This window comes from Variovorax saccharolyticus (assembly GCF_030316765.1).
Taxonomy (GTDB): Bacteria; Pseudomonadota; Gammaproteobacteria; order Burkholderiales; family Burkholderiaceae_C; genus Variovorax; species Variovorax saccharolyticus.
The window spans coordinates 657,396-677,060 of record NZ_JASZYT010000001.1 but is presented as its reverse complement, the minus strand read 5'-3'; the positions used below and the strand labels follow the sequence as shown (position 1 = coordinate 677,060).

At 68.0% G+C, this 19,665-nt stretch carries 20 protein-coding genes; 14 read left to right on the top strand and 6 right to left on the bottom strand.

The window, feature by feature from the left end; translation table 11 throughout:
- Positions 1-102 precede the first annotated feature (102 nt).
- Complete coding sequence (locus tag QTI45_RS03365; protein WP_286653493.1) at positions 103-1,065, top strand: GlxA family transcriptional regulator; 963 nt, start codon at positions 103-105, stop codon at positions 1,063-1,065.
- Positions 1,066-1,125: 60 nt separating this feature from the next.
- On the opposite strand, the gene aceA is transcribed toward QTI45_RS03365, so the two are convergent.
- Both aceA and QTI45_RS03355 read right to left on the bottom strand, forming a co-directional pair.
- Complete coding sequence (gene aceA / locus QTI45_RS03360; protein WP_286367339.1) at positions 1,126-2,457, bottom strand: isocitrate lyase; 1,332 nt, start codon at positions 2,455-2,457, stop codon at positions 1,126-1,128.
- 250 nt (positions 2,458-2,707) lie between these two features.
- On the bottom strand, positions 2,708-3,103 hold the full coding sequence (locus QTI45_RS03355; protein ID WP_286653492.1) for a gamma-glutamylcyclotransferase family protein: 396 nt from the start codon (positions 3,101-3,103) through the stop codon (positions 2,708-2,710).
- A gap of 30 nt (positions 3,104-3,133) precedes the next feature.
- On the opposite strand from QTI45_RS03355, the gene QTI45_RS03350 reads away from it, so the two are divergent.
- Positions 3,134-4,060, top strand: a complete 927-nt coding sequence (locus QTI45_RS03350) for a DMT family transporter (RefSeq protein WP_286367337.1) — start codon at positions 3,134-3,136, stop codon at positions 4,058-4,060.
- Between the two features lie 173 nt (positions 4,061-4,233).
- Complete coding sequence (locus QTI45_RS03345; RefSeq protein WP_286653491.1) at positions 4,234-4,656, top strand: SWIB/MDM2 domain-containing protein; 423 nt, start codon at positions 4,234-4,236, stop codon at positions 4,654-4,656.
- A 60-nt stretch (positions 4,657-4,716) separates the two neighbouring features.
- On the opposite strand, the gene QTI45_RS03340 is transcribed toward QTI45_RS03345, so the two are convergent.
- Positions 4,717-6,444: a thiamine pyrophosphate-binding protein gene (locus QTI45_RS03340; RefSeq protein WP_286653490.1), complete on the bottom strand. Its 1,728-nt coding sequence runs from the start codon at positions 6,442-6,444 to the stop codon at positions 4,717-4,719.
- Between the two features lie 102 nt (positions 6,445-6,546).
- Between QTI45_RS03340 and QTI45_RS03335 the strand changes: the two genes are divergently transcribed.
- From QTI45_RS03335 to QTI45_RS03300, 8 genes are all read left to right on the top strand, one after another.
- Positions 6,547-7,194, top strand: a complete 648-nt coding sequence (locus tag QTI45_RS03335) for a TetR/AcrR family transcriptional regulator (RefSeq protein ID WP_286653489.1) — start codon at positions 6,547-6,549, stop codon at positions 7,192-7,194.
- Positions 7,195-7,475: 281 nt separating this feature from the next.
- The gene (locus QTI45_RS03330) at positions 7,476-8,450 is read left to right on the top strand and encodes a tripartite tricarboxylate transporter substrate binding protein (protein WP_286653488.1); all 975 of its coding nucleotides are present in this window, start codon (positions 7,476-7,478) and stop codon (positions 8,448-8,450) included.
- 44 nt (positions 8,451-8,494) lie between these two features.
- On the top strand, positions 8,495-9,658 hold the full coding sequence (locus QTI45_RS03325) for a Gfo/Idh/MocA family protein (protein WP_286653487.1): 1,164 nt from the start codon (positions 8,495-8,497) through the stop codon (positions 9,656-9,658).
- A 10-nt stretch (positions 9,659-9,668) separates the two neighbouring features.
- Positions 9,669-10,856 carry a dihydrodipicolinate synthase family protein gene (locus tag QTI45_RS03320; protein WP_286653486.1) on the top strand — a complete coding sequence of 396 codons (1,188 nt, stop codon included), beginning with the start codon at positions 9,669-9,671 and terminating at the stop codon, positions 10,854-10,856.
- A 26-nt stretch (positions 10,857-10,882) separates the two neighbouring features.
- Positions 10,883-11,845, top strand: coding sequence for a Bug family tripartite tricarboxylate transporter substrate binding protein (locus tag QTI45_RS03315; protein ID WP_286367330.1), 963 nt, complete (start codon positions 10,883-10,885; stop codon positions 11,843-11,845).
- Positions 11,842-12,534, top strand: a complete 693-nt coding sequence (locus tag QTI45_RS03310) for an SDR family NAD(P)-dependent oxidoreductase (RefSeq protein ID WP_286653485.1) — start codon at positions 11,842-11,844, stop codon at positions 12,532-12,534. Before QTI45_RS03315 ends, QTI45_RS03310 begins: the two co-directional genes overlap by 4 nt.
- Before the next feature lie 11 nt (positions 12,535-12,545).
- Positions 12,546-13,448, top strand: coding sequence for an NAD(P)-dependent oxidoreductase (locus QTI45_RS03305; RefSeq protein ID WP_286653484.1), 903 nt, complete (start codon positions 12,546-12,548; stop codon positions 13,446-13,448).
- 10 nt (positions 13,449-13,458) lie between these two features.
- Complete coding sequence (locus QTI45_RS03300) at positions 13,459-14,337, top strand: sugar phosphate isomerase/epimerase family protein (protein WP_286653483.1); 879 nt, start codon at positions 13,459-13,461, stop codon at positions 14,335-14,337.
- A gap of 59 nt (positions 14,338-14,396) precedes the next feature.
- Here the strand turns inward: QTI45_RS03300 and QTI45_RS03295 are convergent, their stop codons facing one another.
- A complete protein-coding gene (locus QTI45_RS03295) occupies positions 14,397-15,047 on the bottom strand; it encodes an FMN-binding negative transcriptional regulator (protein ID WP_286653482.1) in 651 nt (216 codons plus the stop codon).
- 158 nt (positions 15,048-15,205) lie between these two features.
- Between QTI45_RS03295 and QTI45_RS03290 the strand changes: the two genes are divergently transcribed.
- Both QTI45_RS03290 and QTI45_RS03285 read left to right on the top strand, forming a co-directional pair.
- Positions 15,206-15,844, top strand: a complete 639-nt coding sequence (locus QTI45_RS03290) for an FABP family protein (RefSeq protein WP_286653481.1) — start codon at positions 15,206-15,208, stop codon at positions 15,842-15,844.
- A 14-nt stretch (positions 15,845-15,858) separates the two neighbouring features.
- The gene (locus QTI45_RS03285) at positions 15,859-16,434 is read left to right on the top strand and encodes an NnrU family protein (RefSeq protein ID WP_286653480.1); all 576 of its coding nucleotides are present in this window, start codon (positions 15,859-15,861) and stop codon (positions 16,432-16,434) included.
- Positions 16,435-16,446: 12 nt separating this feature from the next.
- Here the strand turns inward: QTI45_RS03285 and QTI45_RS03280 are convergent, their stop codons facing one another.
- Entirely contained in the window at positions 16,447-17,520 is a 1,074-nt protein-coding gene (locus QTI45_RS03280) for a TAXI family TRAP transporter solute-binding subunit (RefSeq protein WP_444813248.1), read from the bottom strand.
- An 81-nt stretch (positions 17,521-17,601) separates the two neighbouring features.
- Positions 17,602-18,387 carry a hypothetical protein gene (locus QTI45_RS03275; protein WP_286653479.1) on the bottom strand — a complete coding sequence of 262 codons (786 nt, stop codon included), beginning with the start codon at positions 18,385-18,387 and terminating at the stop codon, positions 17,602-17,604.
- 94 nt (positions 18,388-18,481) lie between these two features.
- Between QTI45_RS03275 and QTI45_RS03270 the strand changes: the two genes are divergently transcribed.
- Positions 18,482-19,579 carry a DNA glycosylase AlkZ-like family protein gene (locus tag QTI45_RS03270; RefSeq protein WP_286653478.1) on the top strand — a complete coding sequence of 366 codons (1,098 nt, stop codon included), beginning with the start codon at positions 18,482-18,484 and terminating at the stop codon, positions 19,577-19,579.
- Positions 19,580-19,665: the final 86 nt, after the last annotated feature.

Here is a 19,665-nt window from a genome sequence, read left to right as displayed (position 1 = left end):
GTGAATGCGGTTGCGCGAGATTGCGTCGACCGGGATTCACTCTAGGCCCCGCCACGGATTCGCCCTATTGGCATTTTTGACATCTTTGCTATCGTTATTGCCATGAAAATCGACATCCTCGCCCTCGACGGCGTGTTCGATACCGGCCTGGCGACGGTGCAGGACGTCTTCGGCACCGCCAACGAACTGGCCGGCATGCTGGGCCTCGCGGTGCCGCCGTTCGAGGTCGCACTGGTCGGCATGCGGCGGAAGGTGCGCACCGCGCAGGGGCTCGGCGTGCCGGTGCTGCCGGCCGGCCAGGCAGGCACGCCCGACTGGACCGTGATTCCGGCGATCGGCGAGAAGATGCCCGACGGGCTCCAGGTGGCGCTGCAGCGGCGCGACATCGCCGACGCCACGGCCGTGCTGCGCGAGCAATCGGCGGGCGGCGTGCGGATCGCCGCCGCCTGCATCGGCACCTTCGTGCTGGCCGAATCGGGCCTGCTCGATGGCCAGGGCGCGACCACCACGTGGTGGCTGTCGAACCTGTTCCGCCAGCGCTATCCGGCGGTCCGGCTCGAAGAGTCCCGCATGCTGGTCAGCTCCGGCGCCTTTGTCACCGCCGGCGCCGCGCTGAGCCATGTCGACATGGCGCTGCTGCTGGTGCGACAGGCCAGCCCCGAGCTCGCCGCGCTGGTGGCGAAGTACCTGATCGTCGACTCGCGGCCCTCGCAGTCCGCCTATGTCATCACCGACCACCTGAGCCACTCCGACGCAACCGTCGAGCGCTTCGAGCGCTGGGCCCGCGGCCGGCTGGCGGAGGGCTTCTCGCTCGACGAGGCCGCGAGCGCCGCCGGCACCAGCAAGCGCACGCTGGCGCGCCGCATGCAGCAGGTGCTCGGCAAGACGCCGCTGTCGTACTTCCAGGACCTGCGGGTCGAGCGCGCGGTGCATCTGTTGAAGACCAGCGACAAGAGCCTGGAGCAGATCGCGACGCTGGTGGGCTATGCCGAAGGCGTCACCTTGCGCGCCTTGCTGCGCCAGCGGCTGGGGCGAGGGGTGCGCGATCTGCGCGTGGCGGATTGAGACGAAAAAAAACCCCGCGTGATCCCTCACGCGGGGCTGTCAATCAGCGACCGTCAGTTCTCAGTGGAACTGCTCTTCCTCGGTCGAACCGGTCAGCGCCTTGACGCTGGACGAGCCGCCCTGGATCACGGTCGTCACGTCGTCGAAGTAGCCGGCGCCGACTTCCTGCTGGTGCGACACGAAGGTGTAGCCCTTGTCGCGAGCCGCGAATTCGGGTTCTTGCACCATGTTCACGTAGTGCTTCATGCCTTCGCCGTTGGCATAGGCGTGGGCGAACTGGAAGGTGTTGTACCAGTTGATGTGGATGCCCGCGAGCGTGATGAACTGGAACTTGTAGCCCAGCGCCGAGAGGTCTTCCTGGAACGAGGCGATCTGCTTGTCGTCGAGGTTCTTCTTCCAGTTGAAGGACGGCGAGCAGTTGTAGGAGAGCAGCTTGCCCGGGCAGGCAGCGTGCACGGCCTGCGCGAATTCGCGTGCGAAGCCGATGTCCGGCACGCCGGTTTCGCACCAGACCAGGTCGGCATAGGGCGCGTAGGCGACACCGCGGCTGATCGACTGCTCGAGGCCGTTCTTGACGCGGTAGAAGCCTTCCTGCGTGCGTTCGCCGGTCAGGAAGGGCTTGTCGTTGGCGTCATGGTCGGAGGTGATCAGGTTCGCGGCTTCGGCATCGGTGCGGGCCAGCACGATGGTCGACACGCCCATCACGTCGGCGGCGAAGCGCGCCGAGATCAGCTTCTCGCAGGCTTCGTGCGTCGGCACCAGCACCTTGCCGCCCATGTGGCCGCACTTCTTCACGGCGGCCAGTTGGTCTTCGAAGTGCACGCCGGCAGCGCCCGCGGCGATCATGTTCTTCATCAGTTCGAAGGCGTTGAGCACGCCGCCGAACCCGGCTTCGGCATCGGCCACGATCGGCAGGAAGTAGTCGATGAACTCCTTGTCGCCCGGGTTCACGCCGCGGCCCCACTGGATCTCGTCGGCGCGCTTGAAGGTGTTGTTGATGCGGCGGACCATGGTCGGCACCGAGTCGTAGGCGTAGAGCGACTGGTCCGGGTACATGGTTTCGGAGGTGTTGCCGTCGGCGGCGACCTGCCAGCCCGACAGGTACACGGCTTCGAGGCCGGCCTTGGCCTGCTGCATCGCCTGTCCGGCGCTGATGGCGCCGAAGGCATTCACGTAGCCCTTCTTGGCGTCGCCGTTGATCTTCTCCCACAGCTTCTCGGCACCGCGGCGTGCCAGCGTGTGCTCGATCGGCAGCGAGCCGCGCAGGCGCACCACGTCAGCCGCGCTGTAGCCGCGCTTGACGCCCTTCCAGCGCGGGTTGGTGGCCCAATCCTTTTCGAGGGCGGCAATCTGCTGTTCGCGGCTCAGTTGTTCTGTGAGGGTCTGGGGCATGGTCACTCCGAGGGGTTGATTGAGGGGTGGCGCTTGTCGCGTCGTGGGTCTACTGTAAGACAGCACGCGACTCTTATGTCTTATAGAAGACATATTTTTGCATCAACAAAATCAACAACTTAGGGCCGTTTTTCTCAATGCGGAATTAATTTTCTCGTATTGAGAAAAAATATTGCAGCGCAGCACCTCGCCTTTTCACAATACGGGACGAGTTTTTCGCGCATGAAAACCCTGCGCAGGAAAGGTGAATTCAAGCGCGCCGGAACCAGTCGCCGCTGGCGATCGGCGCCCGTCCCGCGATGCGATCGGGATGGATCTCGTAGACCAGGCAGCCCAGCAGTACGCCGGCCACAGGCACCTGGACTTCGCGCTTGATGTACTCGCCACTGTCGTCGGGCCTGATTTCTTCCAGCACATCCAGCTGCGCCTCGAGGGCCGGCGTGATGCGATAGATCTCGCCCTGCACCCTGCCCTCGCCGCCCAGCACCGCGCCCGGATAGGCGCCCAGGTCGTAGAGCGTGCCGGCGATCACGCCGTCGGCGATGCGCAGCGGGGCGGGCGAGAACCGGGCAATGTCGTTGCTGCCGCCGGCGCGCAAGGTGCCATAGACGAAGACATGGCGGGGTGCTGGGAGCGAATCAGGCATCATCGAATCATCCTCGGAACGACGCCTCGATTGAACACCGCATCCCACGCACCCGGCCGCCTGGTGGCCTATGGCTGCCTCGCCCTGAGCATGTCGCTGGTCGGCAGCTACGTCGCCCTCTCCAAGCCGCTGGTGGCGGCCTTTCCGGTGCTGCTGCTGGCCTGGCTGCGCTTCGGCATCGCGGCGCTGGCGATGCCGCACTGGCTGCGGCGGCCGCCCGGAGAGGCACCGATGACCCGCCACACCCGCGGGCTGGTCTTCCTCGAATCCTTCCTCGGCAACTTCCTGTTCTCGGTCTGCATGCTGTTCGGCGTGAGCCTCACGAGTGCCGTGTCGGCCGGCGTGATCATGGCGTCGATCCCGGCCGTGGTGGCGATCGGCAGCCGGGTCTTCCTGCGCGAGAGCATCACGACGCGCGTCGCGCTGGCGATCGCCTGCGCCGCGCTCGGCATCGGCCTGCTGGCGCTCGCGCCCGCGCAGCCGGGCGCGCATGGCGGCAGCGCGGGCAGCTCTTCGATGCCATGGCTGGGCAACCTGCTGGTGTTCTGCGCGGTGCTCTGCGAGGCCGCCTATGCGGTGATCGGCAAGTCGCTGACCGGGCGGCTGGGACCCAAGCGCATCTCGTCGCTGATCAACCTCTGGGGCTTCGTGCTGTCGACGCCCTTCGGCATCTGGTTCGCGCTGCGCTTCGACTTCGGCTCCGTGTCGATGGGCCTCTGGAGCCTGCTCGTCGTCTATGCGCTGGCCGCGAGCATCTGGACCGTGTGGCTCTGGATGACCGGCCTGAAGAGCGTGCCCGCATCGCAGGCCGGCGTCTTCACGGTGATGCTGCCGGTGAGCGCCGCAGTGGTCGGCGTGCTGGTGCTCGGCGAGCAACTGGCGACCGCGCAGGTGCTCGCTTTCGCGCTCGCGCTGCTCGGTGTCGTGCTCGCCACATGGCCTTCGCGCCGCAACTGAAGCCTCTCCGAGCGGAACGAACCCGCTTTCCCCCTCTGAAAAAACAACAGCTCCCAATGAAAAAGTCGCTTTTTCCCTTGGAAACGCGTTTCTTCTCCTTTAGCATCCGCAATGCCGATGGAGACACTGCTTTTCATTGGTGAAAGTGTCCAACCAAAAAAGGAAATTCAACCATGGCAACTGCAAAGAAGGCTCCGGCCAAGAAAGCTCCCGCGAAGAAGGCCGCACCGGCCAAGAAGGCGGCTGCACCGGCGAAGAAGGCTGCTCCTGCAAAGAAGGCAGCACCCGCCAAGAAGGCTGCTCCTGCAAAGAAGGCTCCTGCGAAGAAGGCGGCACCCGCCAAGAAGCGCACCCCGAACGCTGCGTTCATGAAGGCACTGACTCCCAGCCCGGCGCTCGCCGCCGTCGTGGGCGCAACGCCTCTGCCGCGCACCGCCGTGGTGAGCAAGCTGTGGGACTACATCAAGAAGAACAACCTTCAGGACAAGGCCAACAAGCGCAACATCAACGCCGACGCCAAGCTGAAGGAAATCTTCGGCAAGGCCCAGGTCTCGATGTTCGAACTGGCCGCACTGATCGGCAAGCACGTCAAGTGAGCCGCGAGCGCCTGGTGCGCTTGCATGAAGAAGCCGGCAGCCGCCGGCTTTTTTTTGGCCTCAGCGGCCCGCGGACTGCGCCTTGGCCGACTTCGTGATCGCGCTCAAGGTGCCGCGCGTGGTGATCACCTCGGGGTCGAGCGGGATCTCGATCAAGGTGCCGGTATCGGCCGCCAGCGCGCGCAGCAGCGCGGCCTCGAACTGCCCGGTCTCGGTCACGCGCTCGGCGGCATAGCCGTAGGCCCGCGCCAGCGCGCAGAAGTCGGGGTTCTGCAGCGCGGTGCCGCTCACCTTGCTCGGGTACTCGCGCTCCTGGTGCATGCGGATGGTGCCGAACATGCCGTTGTTGAGCAGCACGACGATCGTCTTGCCGCCATGCTGCGAGGCCGTGGCGAGCTCCTGCCCGTTCATGAGGAAGTCGCCGTCGCCGGCGATCGTGAAGGCGATGCGGCCCGTCGCGATGCTCGCAGCGATGCCGGCCGGCACGCCGTAGCCCATCGCGCCGCTGGTGGGCGCGAGCTGCGTCTTGTGGCCCTTGGCGAGGCCGTGGTAGCGGAAGTAGCGGTGCACCCAGCTGGCGAAGTTGCCGGCGCCGTTGGTGATCGCGGTCTCCGCCGGCAGGTGCTTCTGCAGCAGCTGCACCACCGCCACCATGTCGACCGCGCCGCGCGGCGCCTCGGCCGGCAGGCCGACGAGCGGCTGCGGCTCGAGGTTGGCGAGGTAGTCGGCATGCGCGGCCGCGGTCCAGGACTCCCAGGGAAGCTCCGGCGGCGCGCTCAGCACCTCGAGGCTGCGCGCGGCCGAGGCCATGCCCGCGTTGATCGCCAGGTCGGCCTGGTAGACGCGGTTGAGCTCCTCGGCGCTGGCATGGATGTGCACCAGCGTCTGCTTCGACTTGGGCGCCTCGAGCAGCGTGTAGCCGCCGGTGGTCATCTCGCCCAGGCGAGGGCCGATCGCGAGGATCAGGTCGCTCTGGCGCACCCTTTCGGCCAGCTTCGGATTGATCGCGATGCCGACATCGCCGGCATACAGCGGATGGTGGTTGTCGAAGGTGTCCTGGAAGCGGAAGGCGTTCGCCACCGGCAGCTTCCAGTTCTCGGCGAAGCGCTGCAGCGCCTGCGCCGACTGCGGCGTCCAGCCGCCGCCGCCGGCGATCACCAAGGGACGCTCCGACTTCAGCAGCAGTTCGCGCAGGGTGCGCAGCGCACCGGGGTCGCTCCAGGCGGCCACCGCCTCGACCCGCTTGAGCGGCCGGGCCACGGTCATGCTGCGCAGCATGTCCTCGGGCAACACCAGCACGACCGGGCCGGGGCGGCCATTCATCGCGGTGGCGAAGGCGCGCGCCACGTATTCGGGAATCCGGTCGGCGTCGTCGATGCGTTCCACGCGCTTGGCGAAGCCCTTGGTGCTGGGGCCGAAGAAGCTCGCGTAGTCGACCTCCTGGAAGGCCTCGCGGTCGCGGAAGTCGCTGCCGACGTCGCCGACGAAGAGCACCATCGGCGTCGAGTCCTGGAAGGCGTTGTGGACGCCGATCGAGGCATTGGTGGCACCGGGCCCGCGCGTGACGAAGCACACGCCCGGCCGGTTGCTCAGCTTGCCGTGGGCCTCGGCCATGAAGGCCGCCCCGCCCTCCTGGCGGTTGACGATGAAGCGGATGCGTTCGCCGTAGGCATGGAAGCCGTCGAGCACGGCGAGAAAACTCTCGCCGGGGACGCCGAACGCCAGCTCGACGCCCTGCTCGATGAGGCATTCGACAATCAGGTGGCCGGCGGGCTGGGATGGATTCATGGACGGGCGCCTCTTCTCTCTGATGCAATGGGGATGCCCCGAATTATCCATTCGACCCCTTCGCGCTTGCCTTAATTCACCAACCGGTTAAATTCGTCGTCCATGAAAGCTCCCACTCCGGCCGCCGCCGAACCGCGCTCGCGCGACGCCGACCGCTCGCAGCTCGCCATCCTCGCCTCGGCGCGCGACGAGTTCTCGCAGCGCGGGCTGGCGGGCGCACGCATGGACAGCATCGCCGAGCGGGCCGGGCTCAACAAGCGCCTGATCTACTACTACTTCGGCAGCAAGGACGATCTCTTCCTGGCGGTGCTCGAACGCACCTACGCCGACATCCGCGAGGCCGAGCAGCAGTTGCACCTCGACGAGGTCGAGCCGGTGGAGGCGATCCGCCGGCTGGTCTCCTTCACCTGGCACTACTACCTCGAGCATCCCGAGTTCATCACGCTGCTCAACAGCGAGAACCTGCACCGGGCCGCGCACCTCAAGCGCTCCGAACGCATCCAGGAGATGAACTCCCCGCTGGTCGCGCTGCTCGACGGGGTGCTCGAGCGCGGCCGGCGCGACAACCTCTTTCGCGCCGGCGTGGACCCGGTGCAGCTCTACATCTCGATCGCCTCGCTCTGCTACTTCTACCTGTCGAACAACGACACGCTGTCGGCAGTCTTCGGGCGTGACCTGCGGGCGCCGAAGGCGATGGCGCAGCGCCTGTCGCACATGACCGACCTGGTGCTCGGCTACGTGCTTCACTAGCGAAACACCCCCGAAGCGCCTGCGGCGCCTCCCCCTCAAGGGGGCGCTGCCAGCGGCCTGGCAAAGCCATTTCCGCGGCATCCCTGGCATGGGATTGCACCGGGTTCATGGGGCGCGGGTCACGCACCGCGCAGCGGGCCACTGATACGGGTATCCCCTAGGAACGCGCCCGTTGACGCGCCGATGAGGGCGTTCCTAAAATTGCTAATTCACTTATTGGTGAATTGAAGCACACGACCTTGCCGGGCCGCGTCGCCCACCCCAAAGCACAAGGAGACATCATGAAACTCAATCGCCGCGCTGGCCTGCTGGCCTGCATCGCCCTCACTGCCACCTTCGGTGCCGTTGCCGATACCAGCTATCCGACCAAGCCGATCCGGGTGATCGTCCCGTTCGCAGCCGGCAGCACCACGGACATCATCGCCCGCGCGATCGCCGACAAGATGGGCGCCAGCATGGGACAGACGCTGGTGATCGACAACCGCGGCGGCGCCAGCGGCACCATCGGCCAGCAGGCGGTGGCCACCGCCGCGCCGGACGGCTACACGATCATGATCCACTCGTCGTCGCACACGGTGAGCCCTTCGACCTTTTCCAAGCTGCCCTTCGATACCGTGGGCGACTTCGCCGGCGTCACGCCGATCTCCACGCTGCCCAACGCGCTGGTGATCTCGCCGACCAAGAACATCAAGACCCTGAAGGAACTGGTCGCCGCCGCCAAGGCCAAGCCCGGCACCATCAACTACGCCTCGGCCGGCCAGGGCAGCGCCACCCACCTGAACGCGGAGAAGTTCAAGCTGGCGGCCAAGATCGATGCCACCAACATTCCGTTCAAGGGCTCGGCCGAAGCGGTGACCGAAGTGCTGGCCGGCCGCGTCGACTACTACTTCTCGCCGATCGCCCCGGTGATCGGCCAGATCAAGGAAGGCCAGCTGCTCGCGCTGGCGGTCGGCTCGCCCAAGCGCGCGGCCGCGCTGCCCGATGTGCCGACCACCGCCGAGGCCGGCGTGCCGGGCTCCGAGTTCAATTTCTGGATCGGCATGATGGCGCCCGCCAAGACGCCGCGCGACATCGTCAACAAGCTGCACGACGAAGTCGCGAAGGCGCTCGCCAGCCCCGAGGTCAAGGAACGCTTCCTGAAGCTCGGCGCCGATGCCTGGACCCTCAAGCCCGAGCAGTTCGACGCCTACATCAAGGACGAGATCGCCAGCAACGCCAGCCTGGTGAAGGCGGCCGGCCTGTCGCCGACCCCCTGAGCCCCTCTTAGCCACCCACTCACTTTCAGCGGAGAACCAGCCCCATGGCACAACAACGACTCGGGATCATCATGCACGGCGTCACCGGACGCATGGGCATGAACCAGCATCTGATCCGTTCCATCGTCGCGATCCGCGCCCAGGGCGGCGTGACGCTCTCGAACGGCGACACCGTGATGCCCGACCCGATCCTGATCGGCCGCAACGCCGAGAAGATCGAGGCGCTCGCCAAGGCGCATGGCATCGCGCGCTGGGGCACCGACCTCGACCGCGCGCTGGAAAACAAGGACGACACGATCTTCTTCGACGCCGGCACCACTCAGATGCGCCCGACCCTGCTGGCCAAGGCGATCCGCGCCGGCAAGCATGTCTACTGCGAGAAGCCGATCGCGACCAACCTCAATGAAGCGGTCGAGATCGCCCGCCTGGCCGAGGGCTCGGGCCTGAAGCATGGCGCGGTGCAAGACAAGCTCTTCCTGCCCGGCCTGCGCAAGCTCGACATGCTGCGCCGCGCCGGCTTCTTCGGCCGCATGCTGTCGGTTCGGCTGGAGTTCGGCTACTGGGTCTTCGAAGGCGACCTGCAGCCGATCCAGCGGCCGTCGTGGAACTACCGCAAGGAAGACGGCGGCGGCATGATCCTCGACATGATGTGCCACTGGCGCTACGTGCTGGACAACCTGTTCGGCGAAGTGCAGTCGGTGTCGTGCATAGGCGCCACCCACATTCCGAAGCGCTGGGACGAAGCCGGCAAGCCCTACGAGGCCACGGCCGACGACGCCGCCTACGCCACCTGCGAGCTCAAGGGCCACAACGGCGAGCCGGTGATCGCGCAGATCAACATGAGCTGGGTCACGCGCGTGCGGCGCGACGACCTCGTGACCTTCCATGTCGACGGCACCGACGGCTCGGCCGTGGCGGGCCTGTCGTCCTGCCGCGCGCAGTCGCGCGTCGCCACGCCGCGGCCGATCTGGAACCCGGACGAGAAGCAGACCATGAACTTCTTCGACCAGTGGCAGGAGATCCCCGACTCGCAGCTCTACGACAACGGCTTCAAGATCCAGTGGGAGCACTTCATCCGCCACGTGGTCGAGAACGCACCCTACAGGTGGACGCTGCCCGAAGGCGCCAAGGGCGTGCAGCTGGTCGAGACCGCCCTCGAAAGCTGGAAGGACCGCCGCTGGGTCGACGTGCCGGCGCTGAAGATCTGAGGTGACCCCGATGGCCCTCTCGCTCACCCTCCCCGTCGCCGGCGGCGCGCTCGCACCCTACGCCTTGCGCGGCAGCACGCCGGTGCGGCCGCCCGCGGGCGTCAAGTTCAACCGCATCGCCTATTCGGCGGCGCACGTGGTGGCCGACCCGCTGGCCGCCGTCGACCCCTGGCTGCAATCCGCGGTCGACTGGGACGCCACCATCGGCTACCGCCGGCACCTGTGGTCGCTGGGGCTGGGCGTGGCCGAGGCCATGGACACGGCGCAGCGCGGCATGGGCCTCGACTGGCCGACCTCGCTGGAGCTGATCCGCCGCTCGCTCGATGCCGCGAAGGACGTGCCGGGCGCGCTGGTGGCCTCGGGCTGCGGCACCGACCACCTGAACATCGACGAGGTCCGCAGCGTCGACGACGTGATCCGCGGCTACGAGGAGCAGATGGCGGCGATCGAGGCGCTCGGCGGCAAGCTGATCGTGATGGCCAGCCGCGCGCTGGCCCGGGTCGCGAAGAGTCCGGCCGACTACGAGCGCGTGTACGACCGCATCCTGAGCCAGGCCAGGCAGCCGGTGGTGCTGCACTGGCTCGGCGACATGTTCGACCCGGCGCTGGCGGGCTACTGGGGCACCGCCGACGTCGACCGCGCGATGGACACCGCGCTCGGCATCATCGCCGCGCACCCGGACAAGGTCGACGGCATCAAGATCTCGCTGCTCGACAAGGACAAGGAGATCGCGATGCGCCGCCGGCTGCCGCCGGGCGTTCGCATGTACACCGGCGACGACTTCAACTATGCCGAGCTGATCGCGGGCGACGGCCAGGGCAGCGAGAAGACGCACGGCCAGAGCGATGCGCTGCTCGGGATCTTCGACGCCATCGCGCCGGCGGCCAGCGCGGCGCTGGGCGAACTGGCGCAGGGCAACGTGGAGAAGTTCCACGCCATCCTCGGCCCGACGGTGCCGCTGTCGCGTCACATCTTCGCGGCGCCGACCCGCTTCTACAAGACCGGCGTGGTCTTCATGGCCTGGCTCAACGGCCACCAGAGCCATTTCACGATGGTCGGCGGCCAGCAGAGCACGCGCTCGCTGCAGCACTTCGCCGAGCTGTTCCGGCTGGCCGATGCGGCCAACCTGCTCGAGCGGCCCGAGCTCGCGGTGCGGCGCATGAAGACGCTGCTGGCGCTGCACGGCGTCGACGCCTGATCCGGTTCCCACGAAGGAGACGAGCCATGAAGACCCCGTTCGCCAAGTCCTTGCTGACACTGATCCTGGCTTTCGCAGCGGCGGGCTCGATGGCGCAGTCCTGGCCCGCCAGGCCGGTGCGCGTGATCATCCCGTTCCCGCCCGGCGGCACGCTGGATACGGTGGGCCGCGCGCTGGCGCAGAAGCTCGGCGAGCAGCTGGGCCAGACCTTCGTGGTCGACAACAAGCCCGGCGGCAACGGCACCATCGGCGCCGACGCGGTGGCCAAGGCGCCGGCCGACGGCTACACGCTGCTCTTCAATGCATCGACCTTCGTGACGGCGCCGATGACGATGAAGTCCACGCCCTACAACGTGGTCAACGACTTCACGCCGGTGGCGCTGGTCGCCAAGGCGCCGCTGTCGGTCGCGATCAACAAGGACTTGCCGATCACCGATGTCAAGTCGCTGCTCGCGCACGCCAAGGCCAACCCGGGCAAGATGACCTTCGCGGTGGGATCCATCGGCTCGGCCGGTCACCTGTCGACCGAACTGCTCAAGCGCGCCGGCCAGATCAACTACCTGATCGTTCCCTACAAGGGCACGGCGCCGGCCTTCCAGGACCTGATCGGCGGACAGATCGACGGCTTCATCGACCCGATCCTCGGCTCGGTGCAGTACCACAAGAGCGGCATGCTGCGCGTCATCGCGGTCACATCCAAGACCCGCGCGCCCAATCTGCCGGACGTGCCCACGGTCGGCGAGACGATCCCGGGCTACGAGTTCTACAGCTGGTACGGGCTGTGGGGCCCTGCGAAGCTTCCGGCCGAGATCACGCAGCGCCTCAACGCCGAGGTCAACAAGGCGCTGGCCACCGACATGCGCGACAAGCTGATGCAGCAGGGCCTGCTGCTGACGCCGGGATCGGCCGACGAGTTCGCGAAGTTCCAGCGCGAGGACATGGCGCGCTCCCAGAAGATCATCACCGACGGCAACATCCGTCTCGAATGACCCCAGTGGCACAGCGCGCCATCGTCACCGGGACCAGTTCGGGCATCGGCCAGGCGATCGCCCATCGGCTGCTGGCCGACGGCTGGCGGGTGATCGGCTTCGATCTCGCCCCGGCACACATCGTGCACGAGGACTTCATCCCGGTCCGGGTCGACCTGTGCGACGCCGCGGCCACCGAGGCGGCGACACGGGCGGCCGGGGTCGCCGACGCACTGGTCCACGCCGCCGGCGTGCTGCGCGTCGGAGCGCTGGGCGCGCTGGCGCCGGAGGACGGCAGCCTCATGTGGCGGCTGCATGTCGACGCACTGACCCGCATGGCCGACATCGCCGTGCCCGCCATGGCGCAGGCGGGCCGCGGCCGCGTGGTGATGGTGGGCAGCCGGGTGTCGCGGGGCATGCCGGGGCGCAGCCAGTACGCGGCGAGCAAGGCGGCGCTGGTCGCGCTGGCGCGCAGTTGGGCGGCCGAAGTGGTGGCCAGCGGCGTCACGGTCAACGTGGTGTCGCCTGCCGCGACCGCGACCGCCATGCTCGACGATCCGGCGCGCCAGTCGGCGGCGCCCAGGCTGCCGCCGCTGGGCCGCCTGATCGAGCCGCGGGAAATCGCTGCGCTGGTGGCCTACCTGCTGTCGCCCGAAGCCGCCGCCATCACCGGGCAGGACATCCAGATCTGCGGAGGGGCGTCGCTGTGACGCCGGAACGCATGCCTGGCGATCGCGCTCTCGATGCCGCGGGCCCGATCGGGCTGGTCGGCCTCGGTCTGGTCGGCAGCGCGTTGGCCCGCCGCCTCGTCGCGGGCGGCTTCGATGTCATCGGCTACGACCTGCGCGAAGAAGCGCGCGCTGCGCTGCGCTCGTCCGGCATCCGCACCGTGGACTCGCCACGCGACATCGGCAGCGCCTGCGCGACGGTGGTGCTGGCCGTGTTCGACACCCGCGGCGTGATCGATGCGACCGAGGGCCCGCTGGGCCTGATCGCAGGCGGCGCGGTACGGCGGCTGGTGGACTGCTCGACCGGCGACCCCGACCTGCTCGAGTCGCTGGCGAAGCGCTTGGCGACGCAGGGCGTCGAGCTCGTCGAAGCACCGCTGTCGGGCTCCAGCAGCCAGATCGCGGCGGGCGACGCAACGATGCTGATCGGGGGCGACGAAGCCGCCGTGCGCGCCAGCGACCCCGTGCTGGCGGCGCTGTCGTCACGCCGCATCCGGGTCGGAGGCGCCGGCATGGGCGCTCGCGCCAAGCTCGCGACCAACCTGGTGCTGGGCCTCAACCGCGCCGCGCTGGCCGAAGGCATGGTGCTGGCCGAAAGCATCGGCATCGCTCCGGCGCAATTCCTGGAGCTGGTGCTCGCGACGCCCGCGCGCTCCGACGCCGCGCTGGCCAAGGGCGCGATGATGGTCGCCGGCGACTTCGCGCCGCAGTCGCGCATCCGCCAGCACCTCAAGGACGTCGACCTGATGCTCGACAGCAGCCGCTCCACGGGCCAGCGGCTGCCACTGTCGGAAACCCACGCCGCGCTGATGCGCGCCGCTGTCGCCGCCGGCGATGGCGATCTGGACAACGCCGCCATCCTGCGCCAACTCCGGCGCGAGAGGCACAAGGACTGAGGCTGAAGCGATGCGAGATTTCTCCAAGGATCACCACTGGCTGTCGATCAACACCGCGACCGTGCGCAAGCAACGCGGCGCCGAAGTGCCGCTCGACCGCATCATCGACCAGTGCGCCGAGCGCGGCATCCGTGCCGTCAGCCCCTGGCGCGACCAGGTCGCCGCCGTCGGCCTCGACAAGGTGGCCAGGCAGTTGAAGGCGCACGGCATCGGGCTTTCGGGCTACTGCCGCGGCGGCTTCTTCCCGGCGCCCGACGCTGCCGGCCTGCGGGCTGCGCTCGACGACAACCGCCGCGCCATCGACGAAGCCAGGACGCTCGAAGCGCCCTGCCTGGTGCTGGTGGTCGGCGCCCTGCCCGGCGCCCTCGACGGCAAGGCCGCCTACAAGGACATCGCGCGCGCACGCGGCGAGGTGCGCGACGGCATCGCGGCATCGCTCGAGTACGCGCGCGAAGTCGGCATGCCGCTGGCGATCGAGCCGCTGCACCCGATGCAGGCTGCCGACCGCGCCTGCATCAACACGCTGGAGCAGGCGCTGGACCTGTGCGACGAACTCGATGCCGGCCGCTCCGGCATGCTGGGCGTGGCGCTGGACGTCTACCACGTGTGGTGGGACCCGAAGCTCGAGCAGCAGATCGCACGCGCCGGCAAGGAGCGCCTGCTCGCCTACCACGTCTGCGACTGGCTCACGCCGACCCGCGACCTGCTGTCGGACCGCGGCATGATGGGCGACGGCGTGATCGAACTGCGCAAGATCCGCGGCTGGGTCGAGGCGGCGGGCTTCTCAGGCTTCAGCGAAGTCGAGATCTTCTCGGCGCTCGACTGGTGGCAGCGCTCCGGCGAGGAGACGCTGCAGGCCTGCATCGAGCGGCACCGCAGCGCGGTCTGAGCGAGGCAGCGCGGCAACGGCGGGGAAGCCGCCGCGGGTGCGCGGCCGCGCGGCCAGGGTCAGTCGCCCTCGGGCCGATCGATGGCCTGGCGCACCAGTGAAGCCATCGCCAGTGCGCTCTCGGTGCCCTCGGCGGTCAGGCCGTCGACCGTGCCCCATCGGTCTTGCAACTCCTCGTCCTGACTCGCCTTGAGTTTGCCGACGAGGGCATCGATCGGAATCTCGATCCCCACCACGGCACGCAACAGCTTGTCGATGAAGTCGCCCGGCGCGTCCGCCATCGCCCATGGCATCGGCCTCGCCCTCTCGTTGACGGCCGTGAGCCGCGCCAGCAGGTCGCGCAGCCAGGCCTCGTCGTGGATGGCACGCGCGACGCCATGCGCATGCGCGACCGCATAGTTCCAGGTCGGGACAACCTTCCCGTGCGCCTGTTTGCCCGGATACCAGCCTGGCGTGATGTAGGCCTGGGGCCCCTGGAACATGACGACCGAACGCCCCGATGCCGGGAGTTGCCGCCAGACAGGATTGGCGCGCGAGACGTGGCCAAGAAGGGTTCCGAACTGGCCGCGCGAGCGGTCCAGAAGAAACGGCACGTGGTTGGCCAGCAGACCCTCGTCGCTCGGCGTCACCCAGGCTCCGAGCGGATGGGCCTCGATCAATGCCTGGGCCGCAGCGGTGCCGGGCAGTTCATGGTGCTTGCGGATGTACATGCGGAGATTCGGGTGGCTGTGCAGTCCTGCGGACGGCGCAATGGTAGCTGCGGTACTCCGGGGCGAAGACTCGGAAGCATCTGAAATCACGACCGGACTCTGCGCCCTGCCCGATCCGTTTGCGGCATGATCCCCCGCTCATCCTTTCCCACGATTCCATGCCCAAGTTTCCCACCGACATCTACACCGAACCTTCCCCACTGGATGGCAACACGCTCGCCAACCTTGGCCCGCTGCGCCGGATGGCGGGACTCTGGCGCGGCGAGAAGGGGGTGGACGTCAAGCCGAAGGCGCAGGGACCGAAGACGCAGGTCTACGTCGAACACTACGAGCTGCAGCCGATCGATCCCCAGACCAACGGCCTGCAAGTCCTCTATGGCCTGCGCTATCACACCTACATCCACAAGCCCGGCCTGACCAAGATGTACCACGACCAGGTCGGCTACTGGTTGTGGGAGCCCGCCACCAGCACCGTGATGCACACGCTGGCGATTCCGCGCGGCCAGGTGGCGATGGCCAGCGGCCAGGTCGCGGCGGATGCGGATTCCTTCGAGCTCGTCGCAACGCATGGCAGCCTGGTGAACGGCATCGTGTCCAATCCGTTCATCGAGCACGCATTCACCACGCTCGAGTGGAGAATCGGGGTGGCGTTCCATGCAGACGGCAGCTGGTCGTACGACCAGGACACCGTCATGCAGATCCAGGGGCTCGCCGAGCCCTTTCATCACACCGACCGCAACCGGCTCTCGAAGATCGGCGAGCCCTCCCCCAACCCCTTGGCACTGGCCGAGGAATAAGCAGAGGCCTCGCCATGTCTGTTCTTTGCATCGGACTGATCCTGTTCCTCGGCATCCACTGCGTGTCGATCGTCGCGCCTGCCTGGCGGGATGCGCAGGCGAGGCGGCATGGCGAATGGACCTGGAAGGGCATCTACTCGCTGGTCGCGCTCGCTGGCCTGGTGCTGGTCGTCATCGGCTACGGACTGGCCCGCCAGTCGCCGGTGGTGCTCTACACGCCGCCGACCGCGCTGCGCCACCTGGCGATGCTGCTGATGCTGCCGGTGTTTCCGCTGTTGTTCGCGGCCTATCTGCCCGGGCGGATTCAACGGGCGGCCAAACACCCCATGCTGCTGGCCGTGAAGCTCTGGGCCACCGCGCATCTGCTGGCCAACGGCAACCTCGCCGACGTCCTGCTGTTCGGCTCCTTTCTCGCGTGGGCCGTGGCCGACCGGATTTCCATCAAGCGCCGCGCGCTGCCGCGCAGCGTGCCTGGCGCGCCGCCGGGGCCCCTCAACGACATCGCCGCGGCCGCGGGTGGACTGGTGGTGTACGTGGGTGTGCTCTTCTCGGCCCACGCCTGGCTGACCGGCGTCCCCTTGCTCGGCTGAGGCCGCGCCGATTCAGCGCCTGCAGATTCCCAGCACCAGTTCCTGCTCCGTGCAGGCACGCGAAGGCGGTGTCGCAGAGGCCGAAGGCGGTGCACTCAGGGCAGTGCGTCGGGCAATGCAGGCACGCAGACGCTTTTCCATCGGCGCGTAGTAGCGCCATCCCTGGCTCAGGGCGGGGAGTTCCAGGCGCACCTGCTTCCACTTCGGGTGGCCACTGGCCTGGAGCTTGTCGAACTGGGTGCACAGCGAGTCGGCGAAGCGCGTCAGGTTGCCGACCGTCGACTGCAGTCCGTAGTCGTAGGTGACCAGATAGGCCTTTACGGTCAGGGTCGGCACGTCGTCCTTGAGCCAGGTCGAATAGCTGGAGGCTCGCAGAACCCCAGGGAAATAAGTCTTCTTCGCCCGCGCCGTCTCCGGGGCCGCTTCGTCGAGCTTCAGGATCTTGATGTAGTTGCGCGCCTCGGCCTTCATGTCCATGAACAGCTTGGCCGGCTGGCCGGCGACGATGATCACGACGTCGAGCGACTTGTCGACCGTGAGCTTGGCCAGCGCTTCCTCGTTGGTCAGGTACTGCGTGTTCTCGGTCGGCAGGGGCTCTCCGAACATCAGCTGGTACGCCGTTCGGGACGTCAGTGCGGTGCCGCTGCCCAGCGGGCCGACGCCGATCTTCTTGTTCTTGATCTCGTGGATGCTGTTGATCGGCGAGTCCGCGCGGACGATGAAGTAGATCTCTTCATCGTAGAGCGGCATGATGAGCCGCAGCGGACGAATGATGTTGCCGGCATCGGCGTTGCCCGCCTTCGCCTCGTCCAGGAACGCCTGGTAGACGTCCGACTGCACCAGCGCCAGCTTGACCCCGGGCTCGAAGCGCATGCGCCGGACGTTCTCCGCCGACCCGTTCGACTCGAGCACCTGGAGTTCGATGCCCGCGGGCGCGGCGACCAGGGTGGAGAGGTCGCGGCCGATCTGGATGTAGGTACCGGTTTTCGATGCGGTGACGATCTTGTACCCCGCCTCGGGCGCCGGAGCGGCTTGCGCAAGGAAGCTCATCCAAAAAAGCCCGGTCAGCAGGAATCTGATTGACATACTGGCTCCATCGAAGTTGGCGATACCGCCAGGTGATGCCTGGCACATCCAGCTTGCTTCCTCGTGCGCCTCTGCGCTTGTCTATTGTCCCGGGCAGAGTGCCATTGCCGCAAGCGCCTCGCTGCACCCCTTGTTGCCGACCGCCGCCTTGCTGCCGGCGGGCTCGGGATCGATGGCGACCGGCGCTTCCGGCAGCGCGGCGGGCACGGGAGCAAGCTCGACGGGAGGCTCAGGGGGCGCCGGCGCCGGCGGCTCCGCAAGAGGCTTCAGCGCGGCATGCACGCCTGCGGGCGGGACATCGAAGTAGGCGCGCCTCAGGCCAGCAGGGAGCGCGACCAGCACCAGGGCGCAGGCGACGCCGATCACCAGGCGCCGGGGTGTTGCGAATCGCGCGCCCCCGCGAGCGCCATCGCCCAGGTCTTCCGTGGCGCTGAAGAGGCCGGGACGCACGAAGCCGATCTCCGATCCGGCCTCTTCGAGGCTCGCCCCGGCTGGACCAGGGATCTGGATGGCTTCCTCCGCACCCGGCGGCCCCGTGTCCGCAAAGTCGATGATCAACCGGCCCGGCCTGGGCGCCACGGCAGCGTCGGCGCGACCGCCCTCGACCGGCGGCGAGGCATCGCCGGCAGCGTCGCGCTCGGCGAACTGATCTTCGAAGCAGAACGGGCAGAACCGATTCCCCTTCTGCAGCAGCGCAGAACATTGCCTGCAGGGGACCGAGAACGATGGGTCCAGATCGGCTAGGTTCGCCATGTTCGGCACAAGCTCCCTGCTCGCGTCGGAAGCGAGCACTTCCGGATAGTGAAACCACTTTGACACCGTGGCAAGCCGGTTGCGTCGGCGGCCACCGTCGTCGTCTGTGCGCACCGTCCTACCGCCTGCGCGAGCCGGGTTCGAAGGACAAAATGGCAGCGGCAACGATCGGTTGCCGGTTGCCACGACCTTTCCAGCCCTCCGCCGCATGCCTGCCGAACCCTGCCTCGACGATCTGCGCCGCCATGCGGTGGCGCGCACCCTCTTTCCGCCGACCACGCTCCCGGGCGCGATCCGCCGGCTGGGCTTCGTGCAGGCGGACCCGATCCGCGCCCCGGCACGGGCGCAGGACCTGACGCTGCGCCACCGGGTCAAGGACTATCGCGCCGGCGACCTGGAAAACCGCTACACGCGGCTCGCGGTCGAGGAGGACTGCCTGGTCAACTACGGCTTCCTGCCGCGCGAGCACCTGGCGCTGATGCATCCGCGCGAAGCCGCCCGCCCCTGGGACGCCGAGACCCGGCGCAAGGCGGACGAAGTGCTGGCCTTCGTGCGCGAGCGCGGGCCGGTGCATCCGCGCGAGGTGGAGCTGCATTTCGCCCACGGCCGCATGAAGAACTACTGGGGCGGCTCGAGCAATGCCAGCACGCACCTGCTCGACGGCATGCACTACCGCGGCCTGCTGCGCGTCAAGCGGCGCGACAGCGGCACCCGGGTCTACGAGGCGGTGACGCACCCGCCCGCCGATGACAGCCCCGCCGGCCGCGCGCAACGCGCCGCCGCGCTGATCGAGCTGGTGGTGCGCAAGTACGCGCCACTGCCGGCCGCGAGCCTGACCTACCTGGTGCGGCTGCTGGGCTACGGCGCGCCGCACCTGTCGGCGCAGACCCAGGCCGCCCTGCGGATGGCGCGCGAGCAGTTCGCCAGTTGCCGCGTCGACGGCACCACCTGGTATTGGCCGGCGGACGAGAACCCGCGCTCGCGGCGCCATTCGCCCGACGAGCAGCTGCGCCTGCTGGCCCCCTTCGACCCGGTGGTCTGGGACCGCCGGCGCTTCGCGCTGCTGTGGGGCTGGACGTACAAGTTCGAGGCCTACACGCCGGCGCCCCAGCGCAGGCTCGGCTACTACGCCCTGCCGATGCTGTGGCGCGAGCAGGTCATCGGCTGGGCCAACGTCACGGCGCGCGAGGGAAGACTGCAGCCCGTCTTCGGCTATGCGGACGGGCCGGCGCCGAAGGGGGCGGCATTCCGCGCCGCCCTCGACGACGAACTCCAGCGCATGACGCATTTCCTCGCGGCCCGCTGACCCGCCCGCGCACCGCCCCCCGGCGGCCTGGGGCTTTGGCTCGTGGGTGACAGCGCGGGTCGGCCGACTTGCCTAGAATCCGCCCT